The sequence below is a fragment of the Rheinheimera texasensis genome, from assembly GCF_964031785.1.
Classification (GTDB): domain Bacteria; phylum Pseudomonadota; class Gammaproteobacteria; order Enterobacterales; family Alteromonadaceae; genus Pararheinheimera; species Pararheinheimera texasensis_A.
The window spans coordinates 702,459-728,358 of sequence record NZ_CAXIRE010000021.1; the positions used below are offsets into that span (position 1 = coordinate 702,459).

A 25,900-nucleotide genomic window follows, 5' to 3' on the forward strand; every position below is an offset into this window, starting at 1 on the left:
ATCAATCACGGACAATTGACATCTCATCCAGCAGATTCTGCGCCCCATCAACATACTGCATCATCCACAGCACAAAGCGGATGTCGACATGGATGGCCCGGGTGATAGCCGGATTAAAGTACCAGTCTTTACTGATCGACTCATAAGTTGAGTCAAAATTCAGACCAATCAGCTCACCTTTACCATTCATCACGGCAGAGCCGGAATTGCCGCCGGTAGTATCTGCGCTGGATAAAAAGTTCAGCGGCACCGAATCAAACGGTAGCGCCGGTTTTGCGCCAAGATCAGCATAATAATAACCGTCATATTGTTTGGCCTGATAGGCTTTCACCAGGTTTGCCGGCAGCTGGAACACCCCTGTTGGCTGTTGTTTGGCGATCATGCCGCGTACTGACGTGAATGGCGTTTTATAGACACCATCAGAGGCCGGGTAACCGTCAACATGGCCGTAAGTGATCCGCAGTGTACTGTTGGCATCCGGATAAACCGGTTTACCTTTGCTTTGATTAAAAGCAATCACCGCCTGCATATAAGCCGGACGGGTTTTTAATAAAGCGCCCTGAATGGCTTTTTGTTGCTGCTCCAGCGCAATTTGCTGCTGATAGACCGCAACGGCAGCTTTGATGAAAGGGTCTTCACTTGCAGCAAACTCCGCCGGTGTTTTTTCCAGCCAGGCCAACCGGCCGGCGCTGGTGCCTAAGGTTGTTTTGTCATACCAGGGTTTTAAGCTGGCGCTGATTTGCGCGGCAGTCATGCCAGGCACTAAACCTAACGCATCATCCAGCGCTTTGACCCGCAGCAGCGGTTTTTGCTGCAAATACACTTCAAGTTGTTGGCTCCACAACGCTAAATCGACCCTTGGTGCAAAGCTGGTATCAAGCCGTTTTAACCGGCCCTGCCACATTTTTTGGTCGCGTTGCTGATACCCCAGCTCACGCTCGCTGTCCGGTTTTTGCCGCTCTTGTGCCAGACGGTATAAATCCTGCGCCGCTTTGAACAAATCGCTGCGTTTGGCATTATCAAAATACCAGGTTTGTTGCTGATATTGTTGTTCAGCACTGACCACTTCTTTGAGCGCAGCCAGTGCCTGCTGATGGCCTTTGCGACTGCTGTCTGCGGCTATCCAGGCCAGTAATTCTTGCTGTTGCTGTTGCTTAATGGCGTGAATATCGGTGACTTTGAAGCCATCGAGCAGGCCCTGCATTTTTTTCATCCGGTTGTTATAGCCTTTGACCACTGAGGCGTAACGCACCTGCATGGCCGGATCTTTAGCGCCAAAAGCGTCGATGGTCTGGATCATCTGGTTAAAAGTGCTGACGCTGGCCGGATACTGCCAGTCACGGGCAAAAGCAATTTCTTCCGCCAGCCGGTAACGGCTGGTCTGGCCCGGATAACCGGCCAGTAAAATACCATCACCGGCTTTGACGCCAGCAGCGTTAATTTTTAAGTGAAATTTCGGTTGGTATGGCACGTTGTCTTTGGCAAAAGCTGCCGGTTTGCCGTCTTTACCAACATAACCACGCAAAAATGAATAATCGCCGGTGTGGCGCGGATATTCGTAGTTGTCGATATCACCACCAAAATTACCAACCGCTTCAGACGGCGCGTACACCAACCGCACATCCTGGATCATCAGCTGTTTGATCAGGAAAAACTGCAGGCCATGATGGAAACTGACCACATTACAGCGGTAATTGACATCACTTTCACAAGCCTGGATTAGCTGTTTACGGTTGTTTTCAATGGCTTCAAACCGGGCTAAATCAGTCAGCTTAGCCGGCAAGGCACCACTGACTTTCGCTGTTACATCTTCAACCAGTTCAGTGACATACAAACGTTCTGAGGGACCGGCCGGCAGTTCTTCTGCCTGAGTTTTTGCCAGAAAACCATTGGCAATTAAATTATTTTCAGCACTGGAGTTTTGCTGAATTGCGCCATAAGCACAGTGATGATTGGTGATGACTAAGCCCTGTGGTGACACAAACGACGCGGAGCAATAACCGAGACTGACAATGGCATTCATCGGATATTTGCTTAAATCGGCTAAATCGGCTGCCGGCACTGTGATACCGCGGGCACTGAGTTGTGGTTGTAATTGTGGCAATTGATAAGGTTGCCATTGGCCTTCGTCGGCAACAACGACGCTACTGCACAGCAGCGCCGGAACCAGCAGGTTTTTATACATCGGGACAGTCCATTCTGACAAAAACGCCTAGCCTATAGCTGTGGCGTTATCCCTGCAAGCAATGGTAGCAACGGGCGCGCCGAGCAGCCTGTCAGCAGCGGCCGTTATCTGTTGGCGCCGGATGAAGACCTCAGGTCCGGGCAGTTCTGTTAATGGCTGGCGCGAGGCACCGGCCCTGTTGCTGAACCACAAGCCCGCACCTGATACTGATAACCATAAGGCTGTTTTGCATCCGGCGTGATCACCAGCACTTCATAATCATTCAGATGCACCAGATGTTCGGCGCCCTGCATCAGGCATTGTGATTTGCTCAGGCTTTCAATCTGATATAAAAACCAGGCCACAGAGCGGTTGATCCAGCGCACTTCCGGATTAATGCCGGATAAACCCGAGATCTCACCGCCAAACATTTTGACCTGAGGATCCGCTTGCTTTGGCACAACTTCGGTCTCATCTGCTTGCGCGGCAGCAGCCTCTTCTGGCTGAACCTGTGCAGCTGCCGGTTCGCGGAAAATATCGATAGCCGCCGTATCGCCGGTAACATAACCGGTCATTGCTGCGCCCATATAGGTAAAAATCAGCGGCAAAAAACACAAACGGGCGGCCAATGATAATTTCGGATAACTGCCATCCTGCAGATGATGGCTGCGCACACCCAGCGGGCGCAGCATCACCAGTAACATCAGTTTGATGCTATGCAGAACCAGATAAGCCGACAGCAACACAAAGGCCAGCAGGAAACTCCAGAACGGAGCCAGTAACATCAGCGTCAGATTGACACTAAAAGGCACCACTTCAGGCCGCACGCCAATCAGGTTATTGACCGAACTGTCGGCGAGCGCAAAGCAAAAATTCGCCAACACCGCATAACAAACCAGAATAAAGGCCTTGCCCGGTAAACTGTGCCAGATGCGTAAAAAGCCCTGCCAGATGTCATTGACCACAGCAATAAACAAACTGACACCAAGCAAGCCCAGCAGCCAGTATTGGCTATTGAAGCTCAGCAACCAGGCCAGCACCAACAACGCTGAGATCAGATAACAGCGCTGCGACAAGTCCAGTTGCTGCCAAATCTGTCCGCCACGCTGACGCCAATCACTGAGCCATTGCATCTGATTAGCCCTGTTGTGAGTGTTGTTGTGGCTGTTGTTGCTGTTGTTGCTGTTGTTGCTGTTGTTGCTGTTGTTGCACTGCTTGCTGCTGTGCCCGGCGGATCAGACCGGTCAACAGCGGCGACAGCACAAACATCAGTACAGCAGAGCCGAGGCCCACCCAGCCCAGGATGGCAAACACTTCTGCGTAAATATTCAGCGCATCCGGCACCGCAGTGCCGGCCGGCATGGACGCCAGGGCGCCAAAACGGCCGGCAATCATTTCACCAAATGCAGAAGCGAGGAACCAGACGCCCATCATCAGACTGACCACCCGCGCCACTGACAATGCCGTGACCGCGGACAAACCAATCGGCGATAACGCCATCTCCCCAATCACTAAGACAAAATACGCCAGGATAAACCACCAGAAACCGGCGAGACCGCTCTCCAGCGGGTTTAACGCGGCATATTGCAGGATAAAATGCGCAAGGCCGGCGCAGAGCAGCGCGATGCCAAACTTATTCGGCGCAGACGGATTCCAGCCTTTACGGTCCAGCCAGGGCCATAACCAGGCAAATGGAAACGCCAGCAGTACGATAAAAAACGATGCGACAAAAGTCAGCTGTGACGAATTAAAGGCAAAACTGAACAAACCCAAATCAAAAGTCGGGCTTTGCATGACCCGGTCCGAATAGGCCAGCCAGCTGCCGTAGGTTTGTTCATACAAACCCCAGAACACCGCTGAAATGGCGGTCAGCACCATCAGCATAATCATGTTGGCGCGTTCCAACGCATTACACTGGACGAAAATGAACTTAAACCACCAGACCATCAACACCAGCGTCAGGGCCACAGCGACCACTTCAGTCGCGGTAATTTCCGCGCCTGGCGCCATGCCAAGTAATGCGCCTAAAGCACCAAAATCGATACTGGTTTGCAGAATTTGCTGCACGACCGCAACGCCAACCAGCGCCAGCAGATAAATCAGCGTTTCACGGCGCATTCCAGCTACTTTTTCATCAAGTACTGCCGGGTTGGCCGGTTCAGCCTGACCGTGGAAGTGTTTAGTGCCTTTTAAAAACACCACTAACCCCAGCAACAGACCGATACCGGCCGAGCCGAAGCCATATTCCCAGCCGTAGGCAATGCCAATCCAGCCGACAAACAAACTGGAAAAAATCGCGCCTAAATTGATGCCCATATAAAACAGCGTAAAAGCCGAGTCGCGGCGCGGGTCGCTGTCGATATAAAGCCGGCCAACAATAGTTGAGATATTCGGTTTGAGGAAACCAACGCCCACCGCCACCAGGGCTAACGAGGCGTACATCACCTGCAGTGCCAGTAAATCGGCACCGCCTTCGGCACTGGCCTGCGTGCCTTTGTACGCCATGCCTAACATGCCAACAGCCATCAGCGCGCCGCCAAAAGTCACGGCTTTACGCATGCCGAGATATTTGTCGGCGAGTAGTCCGCCCACGACCGGCAGTGCGTAAGCCAGACCGGCATAAGTGCCCAGCAGCAGATAACCGTTTTTGTCGTTGAATAAATGATGTTGGGTCAGATAAAGAAACAGCAGTGCTTTTAGGCCGTAAAAGGCGAAACGTTCCCACATTTCGGTAAAAAAACAGACAAAAAGTCCGACCGGATGGCCCAGCCATTGTTTCTGGCCAGCCAGCACGTCATGTGTTGAGGTCATAGGGATCCCGCAATAGATTGTTATCGTTATGTAGCACCGGAAGGGCTTGGGCCTTACTATACCATGAGCGACTGATTTAGGAAGCGCGCAGCGAAGGGCGACCGTTAGTGCTGTTCATCGGCAGCAGCCGGACTGGCGCTACTTTGCAGTTGCTGCTGTTGTTGCCACAGAGCCAGCTGTTCGCGGTAATAATCCCAGACACAAGGGCAACAACTGCCACTGCCACAGCACTCGTTGCTGCCAGGCGGTTCTGGTTTTTCCAGCAATTTGACAGGAATGGACGCTGCAGGCATAAAGACTCCGGAAAAGTTATGAATATCAGGTGCAGATGAACCCGCATTACAACCGGATCTGGCAAACAGTGCAACAAATCCCCGCTGGCAAGGTCGCCAGTTACGGCCAAATTGCTGATTTAGCCGGCCTGCCCGGCCGCGCCCGGCTGGTCGGAAAAGCCTTAGGATATAGCCCAACCCCACTGCCCTGGTATCGGGTGGTACGCAGTAATCTGAGCCTGGCTTTTGCACCCGGCAGCGCAGAAGCTTCCGAGCAAAGTGCCTTGCTGCGGGCCGAAGGCGTGATACTGCGTGGCATCAAAGTCCCGGCGCAATATCACTGGCAACCGGATTTAGCCGAGTTGTTGTTTCAACTGAAGTTTTAGAAAGGCTAAGGCTTATGCCAGGCGCGCAGCAACCAGCGCAGCGGCAACTGCGACAGCAACATGCCGAATAACATCAAGGCACAGCCGGATAAGGCTCTGACCGTCAGGGTTTCGCCCAATAACCAGACTCCGCCCACGGCAGCAAATACCGTTTCCAGACTGAGGATAATTGCGGCATGAGCCGGATGCGCGCGGCGCTGACCGATGATCTGCAGGGTATAAGCCACGCCAGTCGCCAGAATACCGGCATAAAGTAAAGGCCAGACAGCGGCTGCCACAGCAGCGAACGTGACGGTTTCCAGCACAAAAGCCAGTCCGAGGCTCAGCACCCCACAGACCAGACATTGCAGCAGCGCCAGCAAAACCGGGGTCAGCTTTGTTGCAAAGTGATCAATGCTCAGCAGATGGGCGGCCCAAAAAAAAGCGCCGGCAAATAACAGCAGATCGCCGGTATTGATTTGCATCGCGCTGTCGATCGACAAAAAATACAGCCCCAGCAAAGCAACCAGCCCACCCAGCCAGGTATTGGCACTGGTTTTATGCCGCAGCCATAAGCCAAGCAGTGGCACCAGCACCAGATATAAACCGGTGATAAAGCCGGCTTTGGCTGCAGTGGTATATAGCAGCGCCACCTGCTGCAGACTGGCGCCGATAAACAGCAACATGCCAACCGGCAAGCCGGCCCGCCACATTGTCGAAAATTCAGCACCCTTTAAGCCACTGCGCTGTTTCTGCCACAGCACTAATGGCAGCAAACTCAGGGCTCCAAGCAAAAAACGCACACCGTTAAAGGCAAAAGGCCCGAGACTATCGAGCCCCAGACGCTGAGCGACAAAGCCAAAACCCCAAATCGCTGCCGCCAGCAGCAACAGCCCATTAGCCTGCAGCATGGGGCCGAGCCGAAGTTTCAACGCCGGGTTGATTAGACATGAAGACTGATGGTGAGAGGCTGCGCGGTGCGAGAGCCCAAGCCTGATTATTTACGGTCATTGCCCTGAATAAAATAACTGACCTGTGCGCGCGGATTCAGATATTCATACACCGCCTGCGGCAATGCAGAAGGCTTCAGCACTTTGACAATACTGAGTTTGCCTTCCTGCAGCGATATCACCGGCGCTTCCAGGCGCGGAATTTGGGAGTCATACACCAGCACATTCGGGTACAGCAGCTGGTCGCTGTTGACCGACATGACCAACCCGACCCGGTCGTCGCTGAGCTGCACTATAGTGCCGGGCGGATACACGCCCATCATCTTGATCAGCTGGCCCATTTCACTGGCACCGAGTTTGCCTTTCATCGTTTTAAACAAAAACGACATGGCATGATGCGGTGAACGCGCTTTGGTCACATCCACCGGGTGGCACAAATTATCAAACTCATTGACCACGGCGACGACCTTCGCCATCGCGTCAATCTCGGCATCTTTTAGACCCAGGGGATAACCAGTGCCATCTAAATATTCGTGATGCTGCTCAACCACGGGCCAGGCTGCTTTTGGGAAAGACTCTGTCAGCTTCAGCAGTTCAATACCGTAGCGGGTATGCATTTTCAGTAAGTTGGCTTCAGGCGCCGTTAAAGGCTCAGTTTTACGCAAAATTTGCGTCGGGATCTTCAGCTTGCCAATGTCGTGGAACAAAGCGCCGAGGCCGGTCAGCTTGACCTGCTCTGCACTCATGCCGAGATTTTTTGCCAGCATCATCGATAATACCGACACGTTCAGCACGTGAAAATAAATACTTTCCTGTTCTTTGCCGGCCTGCGAAATCAGATGTAGCACTAAAGAATCGGCATTGATAATAGTGTCGGCGATTTGATTCACCAGGCCAGTCGCTTCGTCAACGGCCTGCAGTGGCCGGCTGCCAATTTTCGACATGACATTACGCACCTGCACCATCGACTGCTCAAAAGCTTTTTCGGTGCGCTGCAGCTGACGACGCTGTTCTTTGGCCTGCTCTATCCGCTCGTTTTTTTCCCGCTCCAGTTTATAACGTAACTCGCTGGCATGCTGCGCCAGTTCCTCAGCCGGAGCGGCCTCTTCCGAAATTTCAACACTACTTTTATCCGGGAAAAAATACACAAACTCCAAATCCAGCGTCTGGATGATGGCGATTTGTTCATGATTTTCGACTTTAAATTTATTGGTCAGAAATGGGTGTTTCATCCAGTTCACGGGCAACTGAATGAAATAACCAATTTTGACCTGAGACGGACTTATTTTTGCAACTGACACGCCACACCTTTGATTCGGCTATAGATTTAACGAAGCCGGATAATAAAAACAGCTGGAAATGACTTTTAGAACTCTGAGCAGTCTAGCAACCTATGCTGTAAATGTCTTTGATCTGGCTGATGTTCTGCACTTTTTGCCCGAACAGAGGCCGCGTATGTAATGAAAAAGCAAACCACGGCCTAACCAGATGTAAGCGGCATTCGCAGCTGATAACAAAGTCTGAGTTCATCAAAGTGCGGCAGGACAAAATCGGCCTGCGCCCGGTAATGGCCATTCTGGTCATTAAGGTACAAACAGCCCGGCATGCCGGCGGCCCGCGCGGTTGCCAGGTCAAAATGAAAATCACCGATAAAGATTAACTCAGCCGGCGGCAGCTGCCAGACGCTGGCTATTTGCAACAAACCGGTCGGGTCCGGCTTGGCCGGCGCATCTTCGCGCGTTAAGACAATATCCACCGCAATCCCAAGGCGATCCAGACAATGCCAGGTAGCACTGCGCATATTACGCGTCAGAATTGCGGTCGGGATTTGCTGTTGTTGCAGTAATGCCAGCAGGTCGGCCGCGCCCGGCATCCACTCTGCCGCGGCCGCGCCTGCCAGTTCAAATTGTTCGATAACGCCAAGCGCGCGCTGGTATTCATGACGGTCTGTCATCGTCGCCAGTTGTTCCAGAATAGGCGTACCGGCCGGCCAGCCGAGCTGCTGGCATAACTGACTGAAATCCAGCCTGGAATCCACCAGCGTACCGTCTAAATCAAAAATCACGCCGCGATGTTCACCTAATTGCATACTGCTGGCCCTGTTTCAGTCACTGGCTTTTGTATTCGGGTTGTGGAATACGGCGGCCCAGTCATATTGGCTCAGTTGCCGGCTGAACCATAATAATGCCTGCCCCGGTTGACTCTGACGCCGCCAGCCCAGATACATCATAGTGCCGGCCCTTGGCACTTCGCAGGCTTTGGCAATCAGCCGTCCAGCCCGGATCTCATCGCTGACCAGGTGTTTCGGCAAAAAACCCACGCCAAGCCCGGCCTGCTGCGCGGCGATTTTGGCCTGCATGCTGCTCACTACCACCCGCCGCCGGCTGTCATAGAGGCCGGAATCCCGCGCCGGCAAATCCAGTGCTGAATCACTGACCACAATCGCCGTTTGCTGCTGTAAATCCTGCTGTGTGACGACCCGGTCCAGCTGCGCCAGCTCGTGATGCGGCGCCACCGCAAACACAAAATCCAGCTGCGCCATCGGCTGCAACTGAAACTGACCAGATACGCCTTCGCCGGATAACCCCACCGCTAAATCAGCCCGGCCACTTTGTAAGGCCTCCCAGCCACCCGCCATCACTTGTTCCGACAACACTATTTGCGTCAGCCGGCCAAGCTGATGAAACTCATCAATCAGACTGAATAACGGCTGCAACGGCACCACTGAGTCCACCGCAATCACCAGTTGCCGTTCCCAGCCGGTATCGAGCTGGCGTACAGCCTCTTCTAACTGCTGACTGGCCAGCAATAAATGCCGGCCTTGTTGCAACAGCAGCTGACCGGCCTGCGTCAGCTGGGCCTTTTGCCGGCTGCGGTCAAATAATTGCACGCCAAGATCGCTTTCCAGGCGCGCGATGGTGTAACTGAGCGCAGAAGGCACCTTATATAAAGACTCAGCGGCTGCGGCAAAACTTCCTTTGCGATCAATAGCATCCAGCGCTCTGAGTGCCTCCAGCGTCAATACGGGCTGCATGGCCATCGGGGGAATGTCCTTAATTCAAATATTTTGAACATGAGTGTCAATTTATTCCGCTTTTTTCGCAATAGCAAGCAGGCTACATTTATCTCAACGCAGCAGAACGCAGGCAGTAAAGCCGGATGCGGCAGAACCTCAACAACATATTGGAACAAGACAAATGAAAAACTTAATCAAAACTTTCGTACAAAACACACAAGACTCAGGCAACAGCATTGGCAGTCTGGCGCTGCGGGTCCCGGCCGGCATCATCTTCGCCGCACACGGTGCACAAAAACTGTTTGGCTGGTTTGGCGGTTATGGCCTACAAGGCACGGCCGGCTGGATGGAAAGCATCGGTTTAACCCCAGGCATTCCACTGACATTGATGGCTGGCGGTGCTGAGTTCTTCGGTGGTCTGGCCCTGATTCTGGGTCTGCTGACCCGCCCGGCGGCTTTTGTGCTGGCAATCACCATGCTGGTGGCGATTTTCAGCGTGCACTTTGCCAACGGCCTGTTTATGAGCAACAACGGCTATGAATTTGCCCTGTCGCTGCTGGCTATCAGCGTGGCCCTGACGTTCAACGGTGCTGGTCGCTTTGCCATCGATAACTGGCTGGCGAAAAAACTGGCCTAACGCAGCAGCCCCAAGCACGGCAATCCAAAGCACGGCAACCCGGCGGTTGCCGTCTGACGCTCACAAGTTTTACAGGAGTCATCTGATGATCGAATTAAGAAAATCCAGTCAACGCGGCAGTGCAGATTTTGGCTGGTTACAAAGCCGCCACAGTTTTTCTTTTGGCCGTTATTACGACCCGGCGCAAATGGGCTTCTCTGCCTTACGGGTGATCAACGATGACCGCGTCACGCCAGGTGCGGGTTTTGATACCCATGGTCATCGCGATATGGAAATTATCAGTCTGGTCTTGGATGGTGTCATTGCGCACCGCGATTCCACCGGTCAGGTCGCCGAGCTGCCAGCCGGGGAATATCAGCTGATGAGCGCCGGCCGTGGCATTATGCACAGCGAATTTAACGCCAGAGCCAAGCAGAATCTGCATTTCTTACAGATTTGGATTGAACCGGACAGTCTGGGTGGTGAACCAGGTTATCAGCAAAAACCTTTTGCCCAAACGCCGGGACTGACGTTGATTGCGTCGAAAGATGGCGCGGCAGGCAGTCTGCTGCTGAAGCAAGATGCTAAATTGTTTCAGCTGCGGCTGGACGCGCAAACTAGCCTGAACTATCAGACGCAGGCTGGACGTAAGCTTTATCTGCATCTGGTAACGGGTAGTCTGAGCGGACAAAGTGGCGAACAGCACATCAGTCTGCAGCCGGGTGATGGGGTGAAAATTGCCGATTTAACCGACTGGCAATTCAGCAGTGGCGCAGAACCCGTCTTTGCTTTGTTGTTTGATTTACCCTGATGCTAAGCACTAACCAGTGCTTTCTGCACAAAAGCCCGCCCGTTGCGGGCTTTTGTGCAACTGCTCATGATCATCTCAACGGCCCTGCACCATCACACTGCCTTGCAGCGGTTTGGCAGCAATATCCTGAATGTCGACATGACCCCGCACATATTTTTTCAGATGCTGATAAACCGCGGTATTGCCAGCCTGGAAGGCAAAACTGGCAACCGGTAAGTCATTACACAGCAGCTTGTTGGCAGCAACTGCAGCACCAACCCGGTTATATTTCAGCTCATGTTTAAAATCGATTTTGCTCGCGGTGGCTGCGCTGATACATAAAGCAGTTTCCATCGACTGATCTGCCGCCACATACTGAGTTTGGGCCGCAACTGCTGAACTGGTTAACACACAACAAATTAAAAGCAATGTACGCATGATGGCTCTCCTGTTTGCTATCGCCATGATCAGAGTCGCAGATCTGCAGAAAAGAGTTGTGAATAGCGCTCTTCAGACTGTAACAAAGGCCACTTGCAGCAACAGGTCTGATTTTGCTAACTGCTTTATTTTTCAAATCATTCAGATAACCGGTGGGAAAAGTGGGACAGGTCTGGTTACAGAGCTGTGCCGGTTGTTGGATCAAACTGGCTGCAGTAAACGGCTTGCCCCCCAGGCAGGGCTTTTTTCCAAAGCCCTTTTTTCCCAACTCCTTTTTTGCGAACGCCCCTTGCAGCTTCAAACAGAAGCAATATACTGTATATATAAACAGTATATTGGTGATATTATGCAGCTGTCTGAACTGAAACAACAAGGCCACGTCTGGCATCTGAACCAGGCTCCACACCCCGAGCTGGCGCTGTGTCCGACCGGTTTTACCGAGCTTGATCTATTACTCGGTGGCGGCTGGCCCTGCCAGCAGGTAATTGAGCTACGCACAGCCTTTGGCATCGGTGAATTCCGCTTATTACTGCCCTATCTGCAGCGGCAAAGCAGCCGGAATAAATTACAGGTCTATATCAACGCCCCCGCCCAGTTACATGCGCCATTTCTGCGCAGTCAGGGCCTGCCGCTGTGGCAGCAACTTGAAGTGCGCGCGAAGGAGCAGGATGCGCTGTGGGCGGCAGAACAATGTCTGAAAAGTGGTTGCTGCAGTACTGTGCTGTTATGGCAACAGTCTTTGAATGTTGCCCGGCTCAAACGCTTACAACTGGCGGCAGCAGAAGGTCAGGCTGAGTTATTTCTGCTGCGTCTTGCTGAACCATCACAGCTGAGCTTACCGGTTGGGCTGAGTCTGGCGCTGAGCCCCGCCCCACAAGGTCTGAATGTCAGGGTGTTAAAACGTCGCGGCGGCTGGCCCGGCGCGCAGCAGCTGGTTAATTTCAGTCAGCGCTGGCCAAGGCTGGTCAAGCCTGTCATTTCTCAGGCGGGGCAACCGCTCACTGCGCCTGCAGCGCTGGCGATCTGACTAATGAAAAATTTCAGGTCATTGAGCCGCATACCAGCACAACACCGGCGATTAGGGTGGCGCTGATGCAGACCTTATGGCTTTATCTGTATTTCCCACAACTGCAGCTGGATTTATTGCCACAGCTGCAGGCGGATGCGACCAGCCCGGACTTGTCAAAACCTTTGGTGTTATTGCATCAGCAGCAGCTTTTGGTACAACAGGCGAATCCGGCGGCGCAGGCCTTGGGGATCCGGCCTGGTCAGAGTCTGGCGCATGCCTGTGCGCTTTGTGCCGCACTGCAGGTCCTGCCCTGGCAGAGTGAACTGGAACAACAGCTGCTGGAGCTGCTGGCGCAAGATTGTTATCAGCTTTGTGCTGATCTGGCGCTGGCGTCGCCTGCAGCTTTGTGGTTGCGGCTGGACCCGATGCTGCAACTCTATGGCGGGCTGGATAGCTTTCTCAGGCAACTGGAGCAGCTGCTGCAACAAAAGCCTGGCCTGCAATTTCAGTATGGCGGTGCAGTCACTGCCGAAGCGGCCCGGTTGTTGTGTCTGGCACAGCCCGGCCAGATAGCGCCAACCCAGACTGCGCAGCGAGCCGCACTTTCACAATGTCCAGTCACACTGCTGGATGTGGCGCCCGCATTATTACAACAGCTGCAACGGCTTGGCATCGGCCAGCTTGGCGCCCTGCTGCAGATACCGGCCGCCGAGCTGAGCCGGCGTTTTGGCGCGGAACTGCAGCGCTACCTGCAACAGATCCAAGGTCAGTTACCACCGCTGCTGGTGTATTACCAACCGCCGGAGCAGTTCTGTGCCCGGCTTGAATTGTGGTATCAGATTGAACACCATCCGCAATTGCTGGCTCCGCTGCGGCACCTGCTGCAACAACTGCAGCACTATCTGCAGCGCCGCGCTCAGCGTTGTTATCAGCTGCAGCTGGAACTGAGCCTGCGCGACCAGCCGCCGCTTTGTCTGAAATTGCATTCTCCACAGGCCGAAGCACTGGCAAAGCGCTGGCTGGCATTATGGCAACTGAAACTCGAAACCTTAACGCTGCCGGCCCCGGTTCTGGCCATACAATTGCAGGCCCACCAGTACAGTAAAGAAGAGCAACACAGTGCCGATCTGTATCAGGGCAAACAAGGCCAATACAGCCCGTTGCAGCTGGTGGGGCTATTGCAGGCGAAACTCGGCGCCGCACAAGTGCGCCGGCCCACTGAACATGCCGCCTTTTTGCCGGAACTCTCCGGCAGCAGTCAGGCCCTGCAACAAGCCGGCGAGCACAGAGTCACGTCCCTGATGCCAGTGCCTGAAAAGACAGTACCGCAGCTGCACCAACCAGCAGCCTGTTATGCCCCAGCTGTGTACAGGGCCACAGTAAAACCCACAGCGCAGTCACTCCATACCGCCAAACCGGCAGGGCTTGCCCCAACAGCACTTTCACCAACAGCGCTCTGCCCCTCAACCACGCCACACCGGCCGGCTTTTTTATTCGCAACACCGGTGCCGCTGCAACAGCAGGTGCAGCTGATGCCGGGGCTTGAACGCATTCAGAGCCACTGGTGGCAAGATCAAGCACAGCCGCGGGATTATCTGACAGCACAAAGCAGTGACGGCCGCTGGTTATGGCTGTATCGCACTGAACAGCAACAGTGGTTTGTGCATGGAGTCTTCGCCTGATGTCCTACGCCGAACTGTTTTGCCAGAGCCATTTCTCCTTTTTAAGCGCTGCCGCGAGCCCGGAGCAACTGGTTGATACCGCCGCCAGTCTCGGCTACCAGGCGCTGGCGCTGACTGATGAATGTTCAGTGGCAGGCGTGGTGCGGGCACATCGCCAAATCAAACAACATCAGCTGAAACTGCAGTTGATTGTCGGAGCCTATTTTCGCTTCGCCGCCGACCTGCAGCTGGTGCTGCTGTGCCCGGACCGACGGGCTTATGCCGAACTGTGCCGCATCATCAGCAACAGCAGGCGGCGCGCGGAAAAAGGCCAGTATCAGCTCGACGAATGGGATTTAAAAAGTTGCCGCTATTGTCTGGTGTTGTGGTTACCGGGCATCGATACCCAAAATAATCAACACTGGGGGCATTGGCTGAAACGCCAGTTCGGCCAGCGGTTATATCTGGCACAGCATCGACTGCTGGACGCCGGCGACTTCGACTATCAACAGCTTTGTCAGCAACTAAGCCAGCAATTTGACTTGCCGGCCTGCGCCGTCGGGGCCGTGCTGATGTTTGAACCAGCGCAGCAGCCACTACTGGATGTGATGACTGCGATCCGGCTCGGACAGAACGTCGCAACTGCCGGTTTGGCCTTATCCGCTAACCGGGAGCGCTGTTTAAGACCCATCAGTAAACTAACACATTTATTCAGTGCGGACTTACTGGCGCAAAGCTGTCAAATCGCCGCGCTTTGCCAGTTTAATCTCGATAGTTTGCAGTATGAATATCCGGCCGAACTGGTACCGCCCGGGCTCACTGCGATGCAACATTTGCGACAGCTGGTGGCAGAAGGCAGCGTTATCCGTTTTGGCGGCCATGTTCCCCCGGAGATCGCCAAACAAATCGAATACGAGCTACAGCTGATCGCCGAGCTGAACTACCCCTATTATTTTCTGACCATCGCCGATATCGCCCGCTTCGCCCGTGAGCAGCAGATTTTGTATCAGGGCCGCGGCTCGGCAGCGAACTCCATCGTCTGTTATTGCCTGCAAATCACAGCGGTCGACCCGCGAAAAATTGCCGTGTTGTTTGAGCGTTTTATCTCCCGAGAGCGCGATGAACCACCGGATATCGATGTCGATTTTGAGCATGAACGCCGCGAAGAAGTGATCCAGTACATTTACCAGAAATATGGCCGGCAGCGCGCGGCTTTAGCCGCGACTGTGATTTGTTACCGGCTGCGCAGCGCCGTTCGGGATGTTGGCAAAGCGCTGGGATTTAGCATCACCCAACTGGAATACTGGCTGAAACAGCTCAACCGGCGCCATCCTGATCTCAGCTGGTGGCAGCAGCTGGCGCAGCATGGTCTGGATATCCATAGCCTGCAGGCCCGGCAATTCATCAGTCTGGTCGAACAAATCCGCGGCAAACCACGGCATTTATCTCAGCATGTCGGCGGTTTTGTCATCTCCGCCGGGCCTTTGCATGAACTGGTGCCGGTAGAAAATGCCAGTATGGCCGAGCGCACCGTGATCCAATGGGATAAAGATGATTTGGAAACCCTGGGTCTGCTGAAAGTCGATATTCTGGCACTTGGCATGTTGTCGGCGCTGCGCAAGGCGCTGGCGCTGGTGAATCAACAACGCGAACAACCGCTGACCTTGGCGACGATCAGTCAGACCGGTGATGACCCGGCGGTGTACCGGCAAATCCAGCGGGCCGACACTATTGGCGTATTTCAGATTGAATCGCGCGCCCAAATGAGCATGTTGCCGCGGTTAAAACCGGCGTGTTTTTATGATTTGGTCATTGAAATTGCCATAGTGCGGCCAGGCCCCATTCAGGGTGACATGGTGCATCCGTTTTTGCGCCGCCGCGACGGCCTGGAGCCAGTCAGTTACCCCTCGCCAGCCGTGGAGTCAGTATTAAGCCGCACTATGGGCGTGCCGATATTCCAGGAACAAGTGATTAAGCTGGCAATGGTTGCAGCTGGTTTTTCCGGCGGTGAAGCCGACCAGCTGCGCCGCGCTATGGCCAGTTGGAAAAAGACCGGCGAACTGCTGCAATTTAAAGCCAAACTCATCAATGGCATGCTGCAGCGTGGCTACCCGCAAAGCTTTGCTGAGCAAATCTTCGCGCAAATCTGTGGTTTTGGTGAATATGGTTTTCCCGAATCGCATTCAGCCAGTTTTGCCTTGCTGGCCTACGCCTCCGCCTGGCTGAAATGTTATTACCCGCTTGAATTTTTAACGGCGTTGCTCAACAGTTTGCCGATGGGATTTTATTCTGCCTCGCAGCTGGTACAGGATGGTAAACGCCATGGTTTGCAGGTACTGCCGGTCTGTATTCAGCACTCGGACTGGGACCACCAGATTGAACAAAGTGACACTGGCCCGGCGCTGCGGCTTGGGCTACGTCAGGTCAAAGGGCTGCAGCAAGACGTGATCCGACCTGCTTTGCAACAGCGCCCAGCCGGCGGTTTTACCAGCCTGAGCCAGCTGAAACAAAGTGGCTTAAGACCAGACCAGCTCAATGCGCTGGCCAGCAGTGACGCGCTGAAGGCTTTATGTGGCCATCGCTTCGCCAGCCGCTGGCAATTACTGGACCGGCTGGATGAGCTGCCGCTGTTTCGCCAGCCACTCCATCAGCCTACTCGCCAACCGCAAAATATGGACACCACAGGCCCTGCACTATTACAACAACTGGGGCTGGATCTGACGGTCGAGCCAGCAGGCGACAGCCCTGCCGTCAGCCTGCATCAGCAGCCACCTTGTCCACTGCCGGCGCCAGATGCCTGGCAACAGCTGGGAGAAGATTATCAGAGCCAGGGCCTCAGCCTGCAGCTACATCCGGTAGCCTTATTACGTCAGCAGCCGGCACTGGCGAAGCAATCGCTGCAACGCGCCAGTGACTTGCTGGCCGCCCGCTCCGGCCAGATGCTCAGGGTGATAGGTCTGGTCACTGTCCGGCAAAGCCCGGGCACTGCCGGCGGTGTCACTTTTGTCACGCTGGAAGATGAGACCGGTCAAATCAACCTGATTGTCTGGCAGGCGACGGCGCTGGCGCAGCAACAAACCTTTATCAGCAGCCGGCTATGGCTGGTGCATGGTGTGCTGCAGCGTGAAGGGTTGGTTTGCCATCTGGTGGCTGGCAGGATAGAAAGTCTGGACTCACTGCTGCCAACTTTACCACTCCCTAGCCGGGATTTTCATTGATCCGCCGGCGTACACTTACAGTAAAATCAGCAGTAAAATCAGCCCACTGCAACCTGAATCCAGAATCCGATGACAGCACCAGATAAATACCAGCGCTTTGACCAGTTCCTGCAAAAACGCCGCAGCGGCGCTTTGCAGGACGAACAGGCAAACAACAGACGTCGCTCCCGTCTCGATAGCCCCAAAGGCGCGCAGGAGAAAAGCATTGATGCGACGATTTTGCAGCTGCACAGTGCCATGGTGGATAAAATTATCGCCAACCCGGCGCTGTTATCACCGGTCGCGGCACAGCTCGAACGGGAGCAGCAACAAGGATTATTGCGTCACAGTGCTTATTTATTCTGGAGCTGCGCTTTTGCCATGATTCACCAGCCGGAGTTATTCAGAGCGGCGTTATTAAGCCCGGAGCCCGGCGCCTGTAAACAGCGCCGGCGCACCCGGTTACGCGGCATTTTAACCGAAGCCGAACGGGCACAGGTGTTAGCCGGGCAATGGCCGCCAGTACCTGCCCAGATGCAGATCCTAACGACGCAACACAGGGCTAAACCGCACTGGCCTGTGACTAAAACAACCAGATTTGTTGCAGTGCCCAAGATCCTGCCGCAACTCAGTCACTTCAGCGCTAAAAAGCTGCCGCCGGGTGTACCCTAAGCCGTTCCCATTGAGTACACTCAGACATCTTCTTGTTGGTTTTTGCTGGGTTTCTCCATGTTGCTGAATGCTATTACCCGAGGCTTGCGCCGTCTGAACGCCGGTGCTGCACTGCCGGCCGCTTTATTGTTCTCTCCGTTATTCTTTTTCTCAATGCAGACGCTGGCGCAACAGACCGTTGCGCAGCCGGCTATCCCGCAGGCTGAATTGCCCCAATCCGGCAGCGAACAGCCAAACGGCCTGCCAGCTGAAGCAGCAGCGGCACAAAGCAACACAACGCGACTGGCCGGTGAACTACAAAGCCGTCAGCTGCAAAGCAAATTTGGCAGTGTCAGTGTCGAAGCGTTAACGCAAAAAAATGATGATGGCAGCGTCAACAGCCGTCAGTTTGTGTTAAAAACCGGGCCTGCGACTGCACCTTTAGAAAAAACTATCAGCCCAACCAGCGCTGATGCGCTGCTTATCAGTAAAAACCCGCTGTTTGATGCCGCCTTTGCGCTTAGTCAGCTGGAACGTCAGCAAAACAGTGTCAGTGAAATCACTGACTGGGGCTTTAACGACCAGCAAGCGCTGCCTTGCCCTTGTTTTGAAACCGGCGCCAAATGGCATTATGTCTGGACCCGCGATTTGTCTTATGCGCTGGATTTAGGCCTTAGCGCACTGGACCCTGAGCGCGCGCAAACTTCCCTACTGTTTAAAACCTCGCAGGTGCGGCCGGAGCTGATTGCCCGTGGCGTGGAAAACACCGAAGTCGCACTGCAGGACACCGGCTCCGGCGGCAGTTGGCCGGTCAGTTCCGACCGCGTCGTCTGGGTGTTGGCCGCCAGCGGTCTGACCGCGCAGGACCCGGAAGGCGCATCGAATCAAGCCGCCGCTGAGGCCTGGCAACAACGTTGGTATGCGATTGCGCGCAACACCATCCTGCAGGACCGCAGTTATATTTTTGATGCCAAGCTGGGTTTATATCGCGGCGAAACCTCGTTCCTCGACTGGCGTGAGCAGAGTTATCCCAGCTGGACCGCCAAAGATACCTTGTTCCTCGCGGAGTCCTTTTCGCTGTCGACCAACGTGTTGCATTATGTGGCGTTAAGCCGTGCTGCCGAAGCGGCAAAAACGCAGGAACCGGCCCGCGCCGCAGAACTTGCACAGTGGGCGCAGGCGCTGAAACAAGCCATCAACAGCTGGTTCTGGTTGCCGGAAAAGGGTCTATACGCCCGTTATATTGGTGAAGTCTATAACCCGCTGGCCGTAGAACATTATGATTTATTGGGTTTAGCGCTGGCGATTAATCATGGCGTGGCCTCGCCGCTGCAAGCCCAGCAAATTCTGCAGAATTATCCGCTGACTCAGGCCGGCCCGCCGGTGATCTTCCCGTCGCTGCCGGATGTACCGATTTACCATAACCGCGCCATCTGGCCTTTTGTCAGCGCTTATCTGCTGCGTGCGGCGCGCCAGCAAAATCAGGCAGAACTGTTCCATAAAGTGGCAGTGTCGTTGTATCAGGGCGCTGTGCTGAATCAGTCCAATATGGAAAATCTGGAATGGCTCAGCCAAAAAGCCCATGTCGAAGATGGCGCTTTATCCGGCCCGGTGATTAATTCTGAGCGCCAGCTTTGGTCTGTGGCGGCTTACGGCGATTTGGTGGCCGGTCAGCTGTTTGGTGCTGAGCTCAAAGCCGGCACGCTTCACATCAATCCGTATATTCCGGTGGATTTGGCGCGTGAACTCGATCTTGGTAACAACCCGGTTCTGCAAAACCTGACGCTGGCCGGTACTACGCTGGACCTGCAGCTGGAGCTGCCGCCACAAGCACGGCGGGGTCAGGTGTACCGGCTGGCGCAAATCAGTCTGAACGGCCAGCCGCAAGTGCTGACCGGTAATCAGCAATTCAACATCAAGCTCAGCGATTTCTCACAGCAGCGCAACGAACTGGTGCTGAAACTGCACGCATTCGACGCACCCGCATCCAGCGTCAATCAGTTGCGCAGCAGCAATAATGCCGGCCCGCTCAATGGCCTTAGCAATAGCGAAAAACGGAAGCTATTAGCGCCAAAAGAGCCGTTGCTGCAACTGAGCCTGAATGACAAAGGTATTGCGACGCTGGCCTTTGACGCCGCCGGTGAAAGCGATACCCGCTTTACCCTGTATAAAAATGGCGTGCCGGTGAAGCTCAAACCGCGCCAGCAAGAGTGGACCGACAGTAAAGCCAAAGCGGCGTACAGCCAGTGTTATGCCCTGACGCAAAGCTACAAAGACACAGCCCTGAGTTCACAACCCAGCCGCACTTTGTGTACACCGGGCGCAGCAGTCAACTTTGTTGCCGGTCAGGGCTTGGTGAGTGCAGATCATGAAATCAGCGATTATCTCAATCAGCCGGTGTTTAAAAACTGGGGGGCGCCGGAGCAACAGCTGCAGCTGAACTTCAGCGCCAGCCACGACGGCCTGCATGCGCTGCGGCTACAGTATTTTATTGATAATGGCCCGATCAATACCGGCATCACGGCTGTGGTAAAACGCCTGAGCGCCAACTGTCCACAATCTGGTCTGCAACAGGCGACGCTGGTAATGCCACATCTTGCCACTGCGCTCGAGGCTGGCTGGTCCAGTCGCGCCATGTTCCGCGCCAAGGCCGGTGAGCAGTGTACGGTCACTATCAGTGATGGCTTTAATATGAGTTATCTGCAGCACTTTAACCTGTACACCGGCGGCAAAGGCGGCCGCACCGGCCCGCTGAATCAGGCCGTGATCCAGCAGGCACAAATCCAGCCGATGGCGGAGTAAGGCCTCGGTTAGACCCTTTGTTGATTAAAAAAGCCCGGCACAAGCTGTCGGGCCCAAAGTGGAGTTGTTGTGAATTTTTATCTGATCCTGGCCTTATGTTCGGCAGTGTCGATGGCCAGCAGTGGCGTTATCGCCCGTTTATCCGGCCTGGGCGCCGCCGAACTGACCTTTTATCGGCTCTTTGTTGGCGCAATCTGCTTAGGCATGCTGGTGCTGGTGCTGGGGAAACAAGCCGACCTGAAGCAAAAGCCGGACCGGCGTATTGTGTTAAACGGCATACTGCTGGCGAGCTTTATGTTGTGTTTTCTCAAAGCCATCAGTTTTATCAGTCTGGCCAATGCCATAATGCTGGTCTATCTGGCACCGGCGCTGGCCGCCATCGCCGCACATTTCCTGTTCCGGGAAAAACTCGACGCGCTGTCAGGGCTATTGATTGCCTTGTCGTTTTTGGGTTTTGCGATGTTGCAGCAATTTAAACTCGATTTGGTGTTAACGGCCGCACAGTGGCCGGGTTTTGTTTATGGTGTGCTGTCGCTTTTGACTTATACCGGCTTTTTACTGGCCAATCGTCACAGCGGCAAATCCGCATCACCGCTGCAGCGCGCGTTTTATCAGCTGTTACTGGGCGCGCTGTGTGTTTTACCATTTTTAACTGCAGCACCAATCCCTGCCGCAGAGCAGTGGATTTGGGTGTTGTTAGCTGGTTTTTTCCCCGGTTTTCTGGCGATTTATCTGGCAATTGTGGCGCTGGAACATTTACCAACCAGGGTGTTTGGCACCCTGGCTTATATTGAGCCTGTGGCGGTGATCTTGGCTGGCTGGTGGTTGTTTCAGGAAACCCTGAGCCTGCTGCAACTGGGCGGCGTGGTGCTGATTCTATTGGCCGGTTTGCTGCAGTCTGTGCTGCATCAGCAACCAGCCCGTCAGACTGCGACGTCGCAATGAACTTCTTCGCCCATCTGGTACTGGCCGAGCCGACGCCACAATCAAGGCTTGGTAATCTGATGGGCGATTTTTGTCAGGGATTGGACCTTAAAACCCTGCCGTTGCCCGTCCAGGCCGGCATCTGGCGCCACCGCGCCATCGACCGTTTTACCGACATCGCCCCGCAAGTACAGCAGGCCAAAGCGTTGTTCAGCCCGGCGCGCCGGCGTTTTGCGCCGGTGATGCTCGATGTGTTGTTTGACCATTTACTGCTGCAACATTGGCCGCAGCTCGACTGTCGTCCACTGGCGCCACTGTGTCAGCAGCTTTACCAACAATTGTGGCAACAACGCAGTGCGATGCCGCCAGCGATGGCGGCGACAGTCACGGCCATAGTGCAACAAGACTGGTTTGGCAGTTATCAGCAACTGGACAACATCGGCATGGCGCTGGACCGAATTGCCAGCCGCATCCGCTTTGCCCATCAATTTACCGGCAGTATCGGTGAGATCCGCCAGCATTTACCTGAATTGCAGACGTTGTTTTTGCAGTTTTATCCAAAGCTGCAAAGCTATGTCCGCGAGCTAGGGCCGGAACTGACAGCTTTAACTGCACGCCGACATCCGGAGTAAAGCCGTCCGGACTAAAGCCTTCTGGCAAAAAATAGTGATACAATAAACCCCTTTAGCGGCCGCCCTGGCCTTCCCCTTCTTCACTCGGAGCTGATATGAGCCAATTTCCTGACGACGGCAACGGCGATATGCTGCAAGCCATGCAAGATTCTGGTATGGATTTAACCAAATCATTAGATCTCGATTTTTACCTGGTATTCCCGGACCGCGCCAAAGCGGAAAAAGCGCTGGAAGCCATGACCAAACTGGACCAGCCCGGCGAAGTTGAACTGAATTTAAACGATCTGGACCAATGGGAACTGATTGTTTCACTGAACATGGTGCCAGACCACGCCGTGATCACCGCCAAAGAAGCTGAACTGGACAAATTCGCCAAGAAATTCAGTGGCCATAACGATGGCTGGGGCGTGATGCAACATCAGGACGGCGACGACGAATTCGCCGACGATCATGACCACGAATGTGATGATGACTGCGATCATCACCACCACTAAGATAAAACCCAGCCATGGCTTTTACTGCTGAACTAACCTACCGCGCACTGGGACCGCTGTTTTATCAGACTGTGGCACCTACGCCGGTGTCGGCGCCGGACTGGTTGCTGTTTAACGAAGCCTTAGCGTCAGAGTTACAGTGGCCGGAAGATGCCCAAGTGACGCAGCTCGGCCTGCAGTATTTCAGTGGTAATCAGCTGGCGCCCTGGATGCAGCCGACGGCTTTGGCTTATACCGGCCATCAGTTTGGCTCGCTGGCACCGCGTTTAGGTGATGGCCGCGCTTTGTTACTGACCGAAGTGCTGAGCCAAAATGGCCAGCGCTTTGATGTGCAGTTAAAAGGTGCAGGCCCGACGCCTTTTTCCCGCCGTGGCGATGGTCGTGCTGCGCTTGGCCCGGTACTGCGGGAATATCTCATCAGCGAATGGATGGCTGCGGTGGGCGTGCGCACCAGCCGCGCTTTGGCAGCTGTCACCACTGGCGAGATGATTTACCGCGATACGCGGGTGCCCGGCGCTGTACTGACCCGTGTTGCAGCTTCGCATATCCGTATCGGAACTTTTCAGTATGCCTCCATCCATGGCACTGCTTCGGATGTCAAAGCGCTGGCTGATTATGTGATTAAGCGCCATTACCCGCAGTTGGCAACAGAGGCAGAGCCCTACCTGGCACTATTGCGCGCCATCGCAGCAGCTCAAGCCGATTTGATTGCACATTGGATGAGCCTGGGTTTTGTCCATGGTGTAATGAATACCGACAATATGACAGTCAGTGGCGAAACTATCGATTATGGCCCTTGTGCTTTTATCGACGCCTTTAGCCCCAATGCTTGCTTCAGTTCTATTGATACCCAAGGCCGCTACGCCTACCGCAATCAGCCGCCAATAGCACAGTGGAATCTGGCGCGCCTCGCCGAATCCTTGCTGGGGCTGCTTGATGCCGACGAACAACAAGCCATTGCGAAAGCGATGACAGTGCTGAACGACTTTCCGGCCATGTATCAGGCGGCGCGATTACTACGCTTTGCCACTAAGTTAGGGCTACAAGCACCGGTTGAGTCTGATCTGCCGTTGGTCGACGACCTGCTCAACTTGCTTGCAGAGCAGCAAATTGATTTCACATTGTTTTTCCGCGAATTATCCATTGATGCCGCGACACCGGGCCAAGCAGCCAAAGCGCTTTTTGCTGAAGCGGCCGCATTTGATGCCTGGCACCAACGTTGGTTAAACCGGCTGGCAGCAAACCCCATCAGCCCCGAAGCATTAAGCCAACAGCTGTTGCAGGTCAATCCGGCGTTTATTCCACGAAATTTCCGCATTGAACAAATCATCGACAGCGCATTAAACGGCGATTTGGCGCCGGCCAAGGCTTTTGTGAAAGCCAGTCAGTCGCCTTTTGTCGACGACGAATATTGGGCAACTTTACCACCGGCAGATTTTTGCGATTATCGGACTTTTTGCGGTACCTAAAGCCATTCAGGAGGACAAATGGGACTGGATTGCCGGGAAATTCTCGACGTCAAAGAATACGAGTTTTTGCTGAACTGGTTTATCCGCATGCAGCAACAGCATCAGTTGGCCAGCTTGCAGGAGCCTTTGAGTTACGACGGCCACTCCGAATACGACCAACTGTGTAATTTATTGCTGGAGCAGGCGCGTATCGCCTTTATCGAACAATTTGGCTATCCGGCGCCGCCGCTGGTGTTTACCAACCTGTTTCATCTGGCGGAACTCGAAATCGCCGGCAAACGAAATGCCCGTGGCATTAAAACCCCGCCGCAGCTGATGTAATTTTGCGCTGTCCACTTTGAAAGACAAAAAGCCCGCAGCGCGGGCTTTTTGTCTTCAGGCTGAAAACCTTAAATCGCGGCAGCCGGTTGCTGCTGCGCGGTTGGTGTTTGTTGCTGCTTCGCCTGCATCGTCTGACCACGCTGTTTCAGCAGATGGTATCTTTCCAGCTGCTCAGACGTCAGTTTACGGGCAACCACCGGGCCTAAAGGTAATGCCGCCACTTTGATCGCGGTTTTATGGCCTTTGGTGTTTGGCAATGAGCCGTACACGTCGGTCACACTGTAATTCGACAAATTGGTCAGAATGGTTTTATTGCCCTGCAGATAAGGTTGTTCGTCAAGGCGTAGATAAGTGGCTAAATGTTTACGCAGGTCGGATTGAAAATCCGGGAAATAGGCCGCACTGCGCTGATAAAAACTGGAGACGCGAAAACCCAAAGTGCCTTTTGGCAAGGTGCCACGGTTGGAGTTAATAAACTCAGCGGCATTTTTGACTAATTGCTGCTGCACATTGCTGCCGGTATAGGCCATGGTAGGGATATTCGGGCTACCAATCACGCCTTGGTACAGGCCATAAATCAGTTCCGGCTGCTCTGGAAATTGTTTCGGCAAAATCGCGAATTGAATGTCATCTAAACTCAGCCGCTCGCCGGCGACGGTCAGGATCTTTTGGCTCAGTAAACCAGGCTGTTCTGCAGTCCCGAGTAAAAATGCTTCTAAATCTTTGCGCGGATAGACTTTAATCACTTCGTCCAGCACTGTGACGTTATACAGATTTAGCCAATATGCCAGCTGTTCATTTTTACTCAGTTGATCAAGCGGCGTTCGCTCCGGTACCGCGGCTAACTGCCGGCGCAGCTGGCTTATCACATCGCGCATTTCCGGGTTTTGTTGATATTCCTCAAAATGAAAACGGTTGGCGGCAAGCGCGGTGAAATGGTCACCAACCGGATAACTGCGATACATGTCGTAGCGCTGTTCCCGCTCTGTCACTGTGCTGCGCTGCGGAATGCCTTCGGCTAACACTGACGTGCGCAGTACCAGATCCAGCACTTTGTAATCAATTTTTTTGCCTTGTTCTGTCCCACCGAAAAAGCTGGCAGGCAGTGTCTGCGCTGGCACGGTCTGGCCTGCTGACGACGGCTGATTTTCTAAAGCTGCGCCAGTGGCAGAATGTGCAAAAGCTGGATATGTCAGCGTCGAAGTAAGCAGCAGCGCTGCCATGGCAGATACAGAAATGTGCAGTTTCATCAGTGTCAGCCCCTGTGTTGTAAGCGGTATATCAGTTGTTTGCGGTACAAAAACAACCCTAGCCAATT

The 25,900-nt window shown here is 54.1% G+C and carries 23 protein-coding genes; 13 read left to right on the top strand and 10 right to left on the bottom strand.

Going from position 1 to position 25,900, the window contains the following annotated elements; translation table 11 throughout:
- Position 1 precedes the first annotated feature (1 nt).
- The 4 genes from ABNT34_RS14715 to ABNT34_RS14730 form a co-directional block, all read right to left on the bottom strand.
- Positions 2 to 2,185: a S46 family peptidase gene (locus ABNT34_RS14715; protein WP_348732918.1), complete on the bottom strand. Its 2,184-nt coding sequence runs from the start codon at positions 2,183 to 2,185 to the stop codon at positions 2 to 4.
- Positions 2,186 to 2,334: 149 nt separating this feature from the next.
- Complete coding sequence (locus ABNT34_RS14720) at positions 2,335 to 3,297, bottom strand: hypothetical protein (RefSeq protein WP_348732919.1); 963 nt, start codon at positions 3,295 to 3,297, stop codon at positions 2,335 to 2,337.
- Positions 3,298 to 3,301: 4 nt separating this feature from the next.
- Positions 3,302 to 4,975 (bottom strand): peptide MFS transporter, encoded by a 1,674-nt coding sequence (locus ABNT34_RS14725; RefSeq protein ID WP_348732921.1) that lies wholly within the window; start codon positions 4,973 to 4,975, stop codon positions 3,302 to 3,304.
- A 104-nt stretch (positions 4,976 to 5,079) separates the two neighbouring features.
- Positions 5,080 to 5,268 carry an oxidoreductase-like domain-containing protein gene (locus ABNT34_RS14730; RefSeq protein WP_348732923.1) on the bottom strand — a complete coding sequence of 63 codons (189 nt, stop codon included), beginning with the start codon at positions 5,266 to 5,268 and terminating at the stop codon, positions 5,080 to 5,082.
- A gap of 35 nt (positions 5,269 to 5,303) precedes the next feature.
- Here ABNT34_RS14730 and ABNT34_RS14735 point away from each other — a divergent pair, with 35 nt between their 5' ends.
- Positions 5,304 to 5,633: an MGMT family protein gene (locus tag ABNT34_RS14735; RefSeq protein ID WP_348732925.1), complete on the top strand. Its 330-nt coding sequence runs from the start codon at positions 5,304 to 5,306 to the stop codon at positions 5,631 to 5,633.
- 5 nt (positions 5,634 to 5,638) lie between these two features.
- On the opposite strand, the gene ABNT34_RS14740 is transcribed toward ABNT34_RS14735, so the two are convergent.
- From ABNT34_RS14740 to ABNT34_RS14755, 4 genes are all read right to left on the bottom strand, one after another.
- Positions 5,639 to 6,523 (bottom strand): DMT family transporter, encoded by an 885-nt coding sequence (locus ABNT34_RS14740; RefSeq protein ID WP_348732927.1) that lies wholly within the window; start codon positions 6,521 to 6,523, stop codon positions 5,639 to 5,641.
- A gap of 86 nt (positions 6,524 to 6,609) precedes the next feature.
- Entirely contained in the window at positions 6,610 to 7,863 is a 1,254-nt protein-coding gene (locus ABNT34_RS14745; RefSeq protein ID WP_348732929.1) for an HD-GYP domain-containing protein, read from the bottom strand.
- A gap of 179 nt (positions 7,864 to 8,042) precedes the next feature.
- The gene (locus tag ABNT34_RS14750; RefSeq protein ID WP_348732931.1) at positions 8,043 to 8,651 is read right to left on the bottom strand and encodes an HAD-IA family hydrolase; all 609 of its coding nucleotides are present in this window, start codon (positions 8,649 to 8,651) and stop codon (positions 8,043 to 8,045) included.
- Positions 8,652 to 8,666: 15 nt separating this feature from the next.
- Entirely contained in the window at positions 8,667 to 9,602 is a 936-nt protein-coding gene (locus tag ABNT34_RS14755) for a LysR family transcriptional regulator (protein ID WP_348732933.1), read from the bottom strand.
- 157 nt (positions 9,603 to 9,759) lie between these two features.
- Here ABNT34_RS14755 and ABNT34_RS14760 point away from each other — a divergent pair, with 157 nt between their 5' ends.
- Entirely contained in the window at positions 9,760 to 10,215 is a 456-nt protein-coding gene (locus ABNT34_RS14760) for a DoxX family protein (protein ID WP_348732935.1), read from the top strand.
- An 85-nt stretch (positions 10,216 to 10,300) separates the two neighbouring features.
- Complete coding sequence (locus ABNT34_RS14765) at positions 10,301 to 11,005, top strand: pirin family protein (RefSeq protein WP_348732937.1); 705 nt, start codon at positions 10,301 to 10,303, stop codon at positions 11,003 to 11,005.
- Between the two features lie 75 nt (positions 11,006 to 11,080).
- Here ABNT34_RS14765 and ABNT34_RS14770 read toward each other — a convergent pair whose 3' ends face one another.
- On the bottom strand, positions 11,081 to 11,422 hold the full coding sequence (locus tag ABNT34_RS14770) for a DUF3718 domain-containing protein (protein ID WP_348732939.1): 342 nt from the start codon (positions 11,420 to 11,422) through the stop codon (positions 11,081 to 11,083).
- A 346-nt stretch (positions 11,423 to 11,768) separates the two neighbouring features.
- Here ABNT34_RS14770 and imuA point away from each other — a divergent pair, with 346 nt between their 5' ends.
- From imuA to ABNT34_RS14820, 10 genes are all read left to right on the top strand, one after another.
- Complete coding sequence (imuA, locus tag ABNT34_RS14775) at positions 11,769 to 12,449, top strand: translesion DNA synthesis-associated protein ImuA (protein WP_348732941.1); 681 nt, start codon at positions 11,769 to 11,771, stop codon at positions 12,447 to 12,449.
- Positions 12,450 to 12,514: 65 nt separating this feature from the next.
- Entirely contained in the window at positions 12,515 to 14,113 is a 1,599-nt protein-coding gene (locus ABNT34_RS14780) for a DNA polymerase Y family protein (protein WP_348732943.1), read from the top strand.
- Positions 14,113 to 17,310, top strand: a complete 3,198-nt coding sequence (locus ABNT34_RS14785; protein ID WP_348732945.1) for an error-prone DNA polymerase — start codon at positions 14,113 to 14,115, stop codon at positions 17,308 to 17,310. Before ABNT34_RS14780 ends, ABNT34_RS14785 begins: the two co-directional genes overlap by 1 nt.
- Before the next feature lie 69 nt (positions 17,311 to 17,379).
- Positions 17,380 to 17,961 (top strand): hypothetical protein, encoded by a 582-nt coding sequence (locus ABNT34_RS14790; RefSeq protein ID WP_348732947.1) that lies wholly within the window; start codon positions 17,380 to 17,382, stop codon positions 17,959 to 17,961.
- Positions 17,962 to 18,018: 57 nt separating this feature from the next.
- The gene (locus ABNT34_RS14795; RefSeq protein WP_348732949.1) at positions 18,019 to 20,742 is read left to right on the top strand and encodes a hypothetical protein; all 2,724 of its coding nucleotides are present in this window, start codon (positions 18,019 to 18,021) and stop codon (positions 20,740 to 20,742) included.
- A gap of 69 nt (positions 20,743 to 20,811) precedes the next feature.
- The gene (locus tag ABNT34_RS14800) at positions 20,812 to 21,687 is read left to right on the top strand and encodes a DMT family transporter (RefSeq protein WP_348732951.1); all 876 of its coding nucleotides are present in this window, start codon (positions 20,812 to 20,814) and stop codon (positions 21,685 to 21,687) included.
- Entirely contained in the window at positions 21,684 to 22,298 is a 615-nt protein-coding gene (locus tag ABNT34_RS14805; protein ID WP_348732953.1) for an ACP phosphodiesterase, read from the top strand. Before ABNT34_RS14800 ends, ABNT34_RS14805 begins: the two co-directional genes overlap by 4 nt.
- Positions 22,299 to 22,393: 95 nt before the next feature.
- Complete coding sequence (locus tag ABNT34_RS14810; RefSeq protein WP_348732955.1) at positions 22,394 to 22,792, top strand: ribonuclease E inhibitor RraB; 399 nt, start codon at positions 22,394 to 22,396, stop codon at positions 22,790 to 22,792.
- A 14-nt stretch (positions 22,793 to 22,806) separates the two neighbouring features.
- Complete coding sequence (locus tag ABNT34_RS14815) at positions 22,807 to 24,261, top strand: protein adenylyltransferase SelO (protein ID WP_348732957.1); 1,455 nt, start codon at positions 22,807 to 22,809, stop codon at positions 24,259 to 24,261.
- Positions 24,262 to 24,279: 18 nt separating this feature from the next.
- Positions 24,280 to 24,582 carry a hypothetical protein gene (locus tag ABNT34_RS14820; protein ID WP_348732959.1) on the top strand — a complete coding sequence of 101 codons (303 nt, stop codon included), beginning with the start codon at positions 24,280 to 24,282 and terminating at the stop codon, positions 24,580 to 24,582.
- A gap of 68 nt (positions 24,583 to 24,650) precedes the next feature.
- On the opposite strand, the gene ABNT34_RS14825 is transcribed toward ABNT34_RS14820, so the two are convergent.
- Positions 24,651 to 25,832 (bottom strand): DUF547 domain-containing protein, encoded by a 1,182-nt coding sequence (locus ABNT34_RS14825; protein WP_348732960.1) that lies wholly within the window; start codon positions 25,830 to 25,832, stop codon positions 24,651 to 24,653.
- Between the last annotated feature and the right edge of the window lie 68 nt (positions 25,833 to 25,900).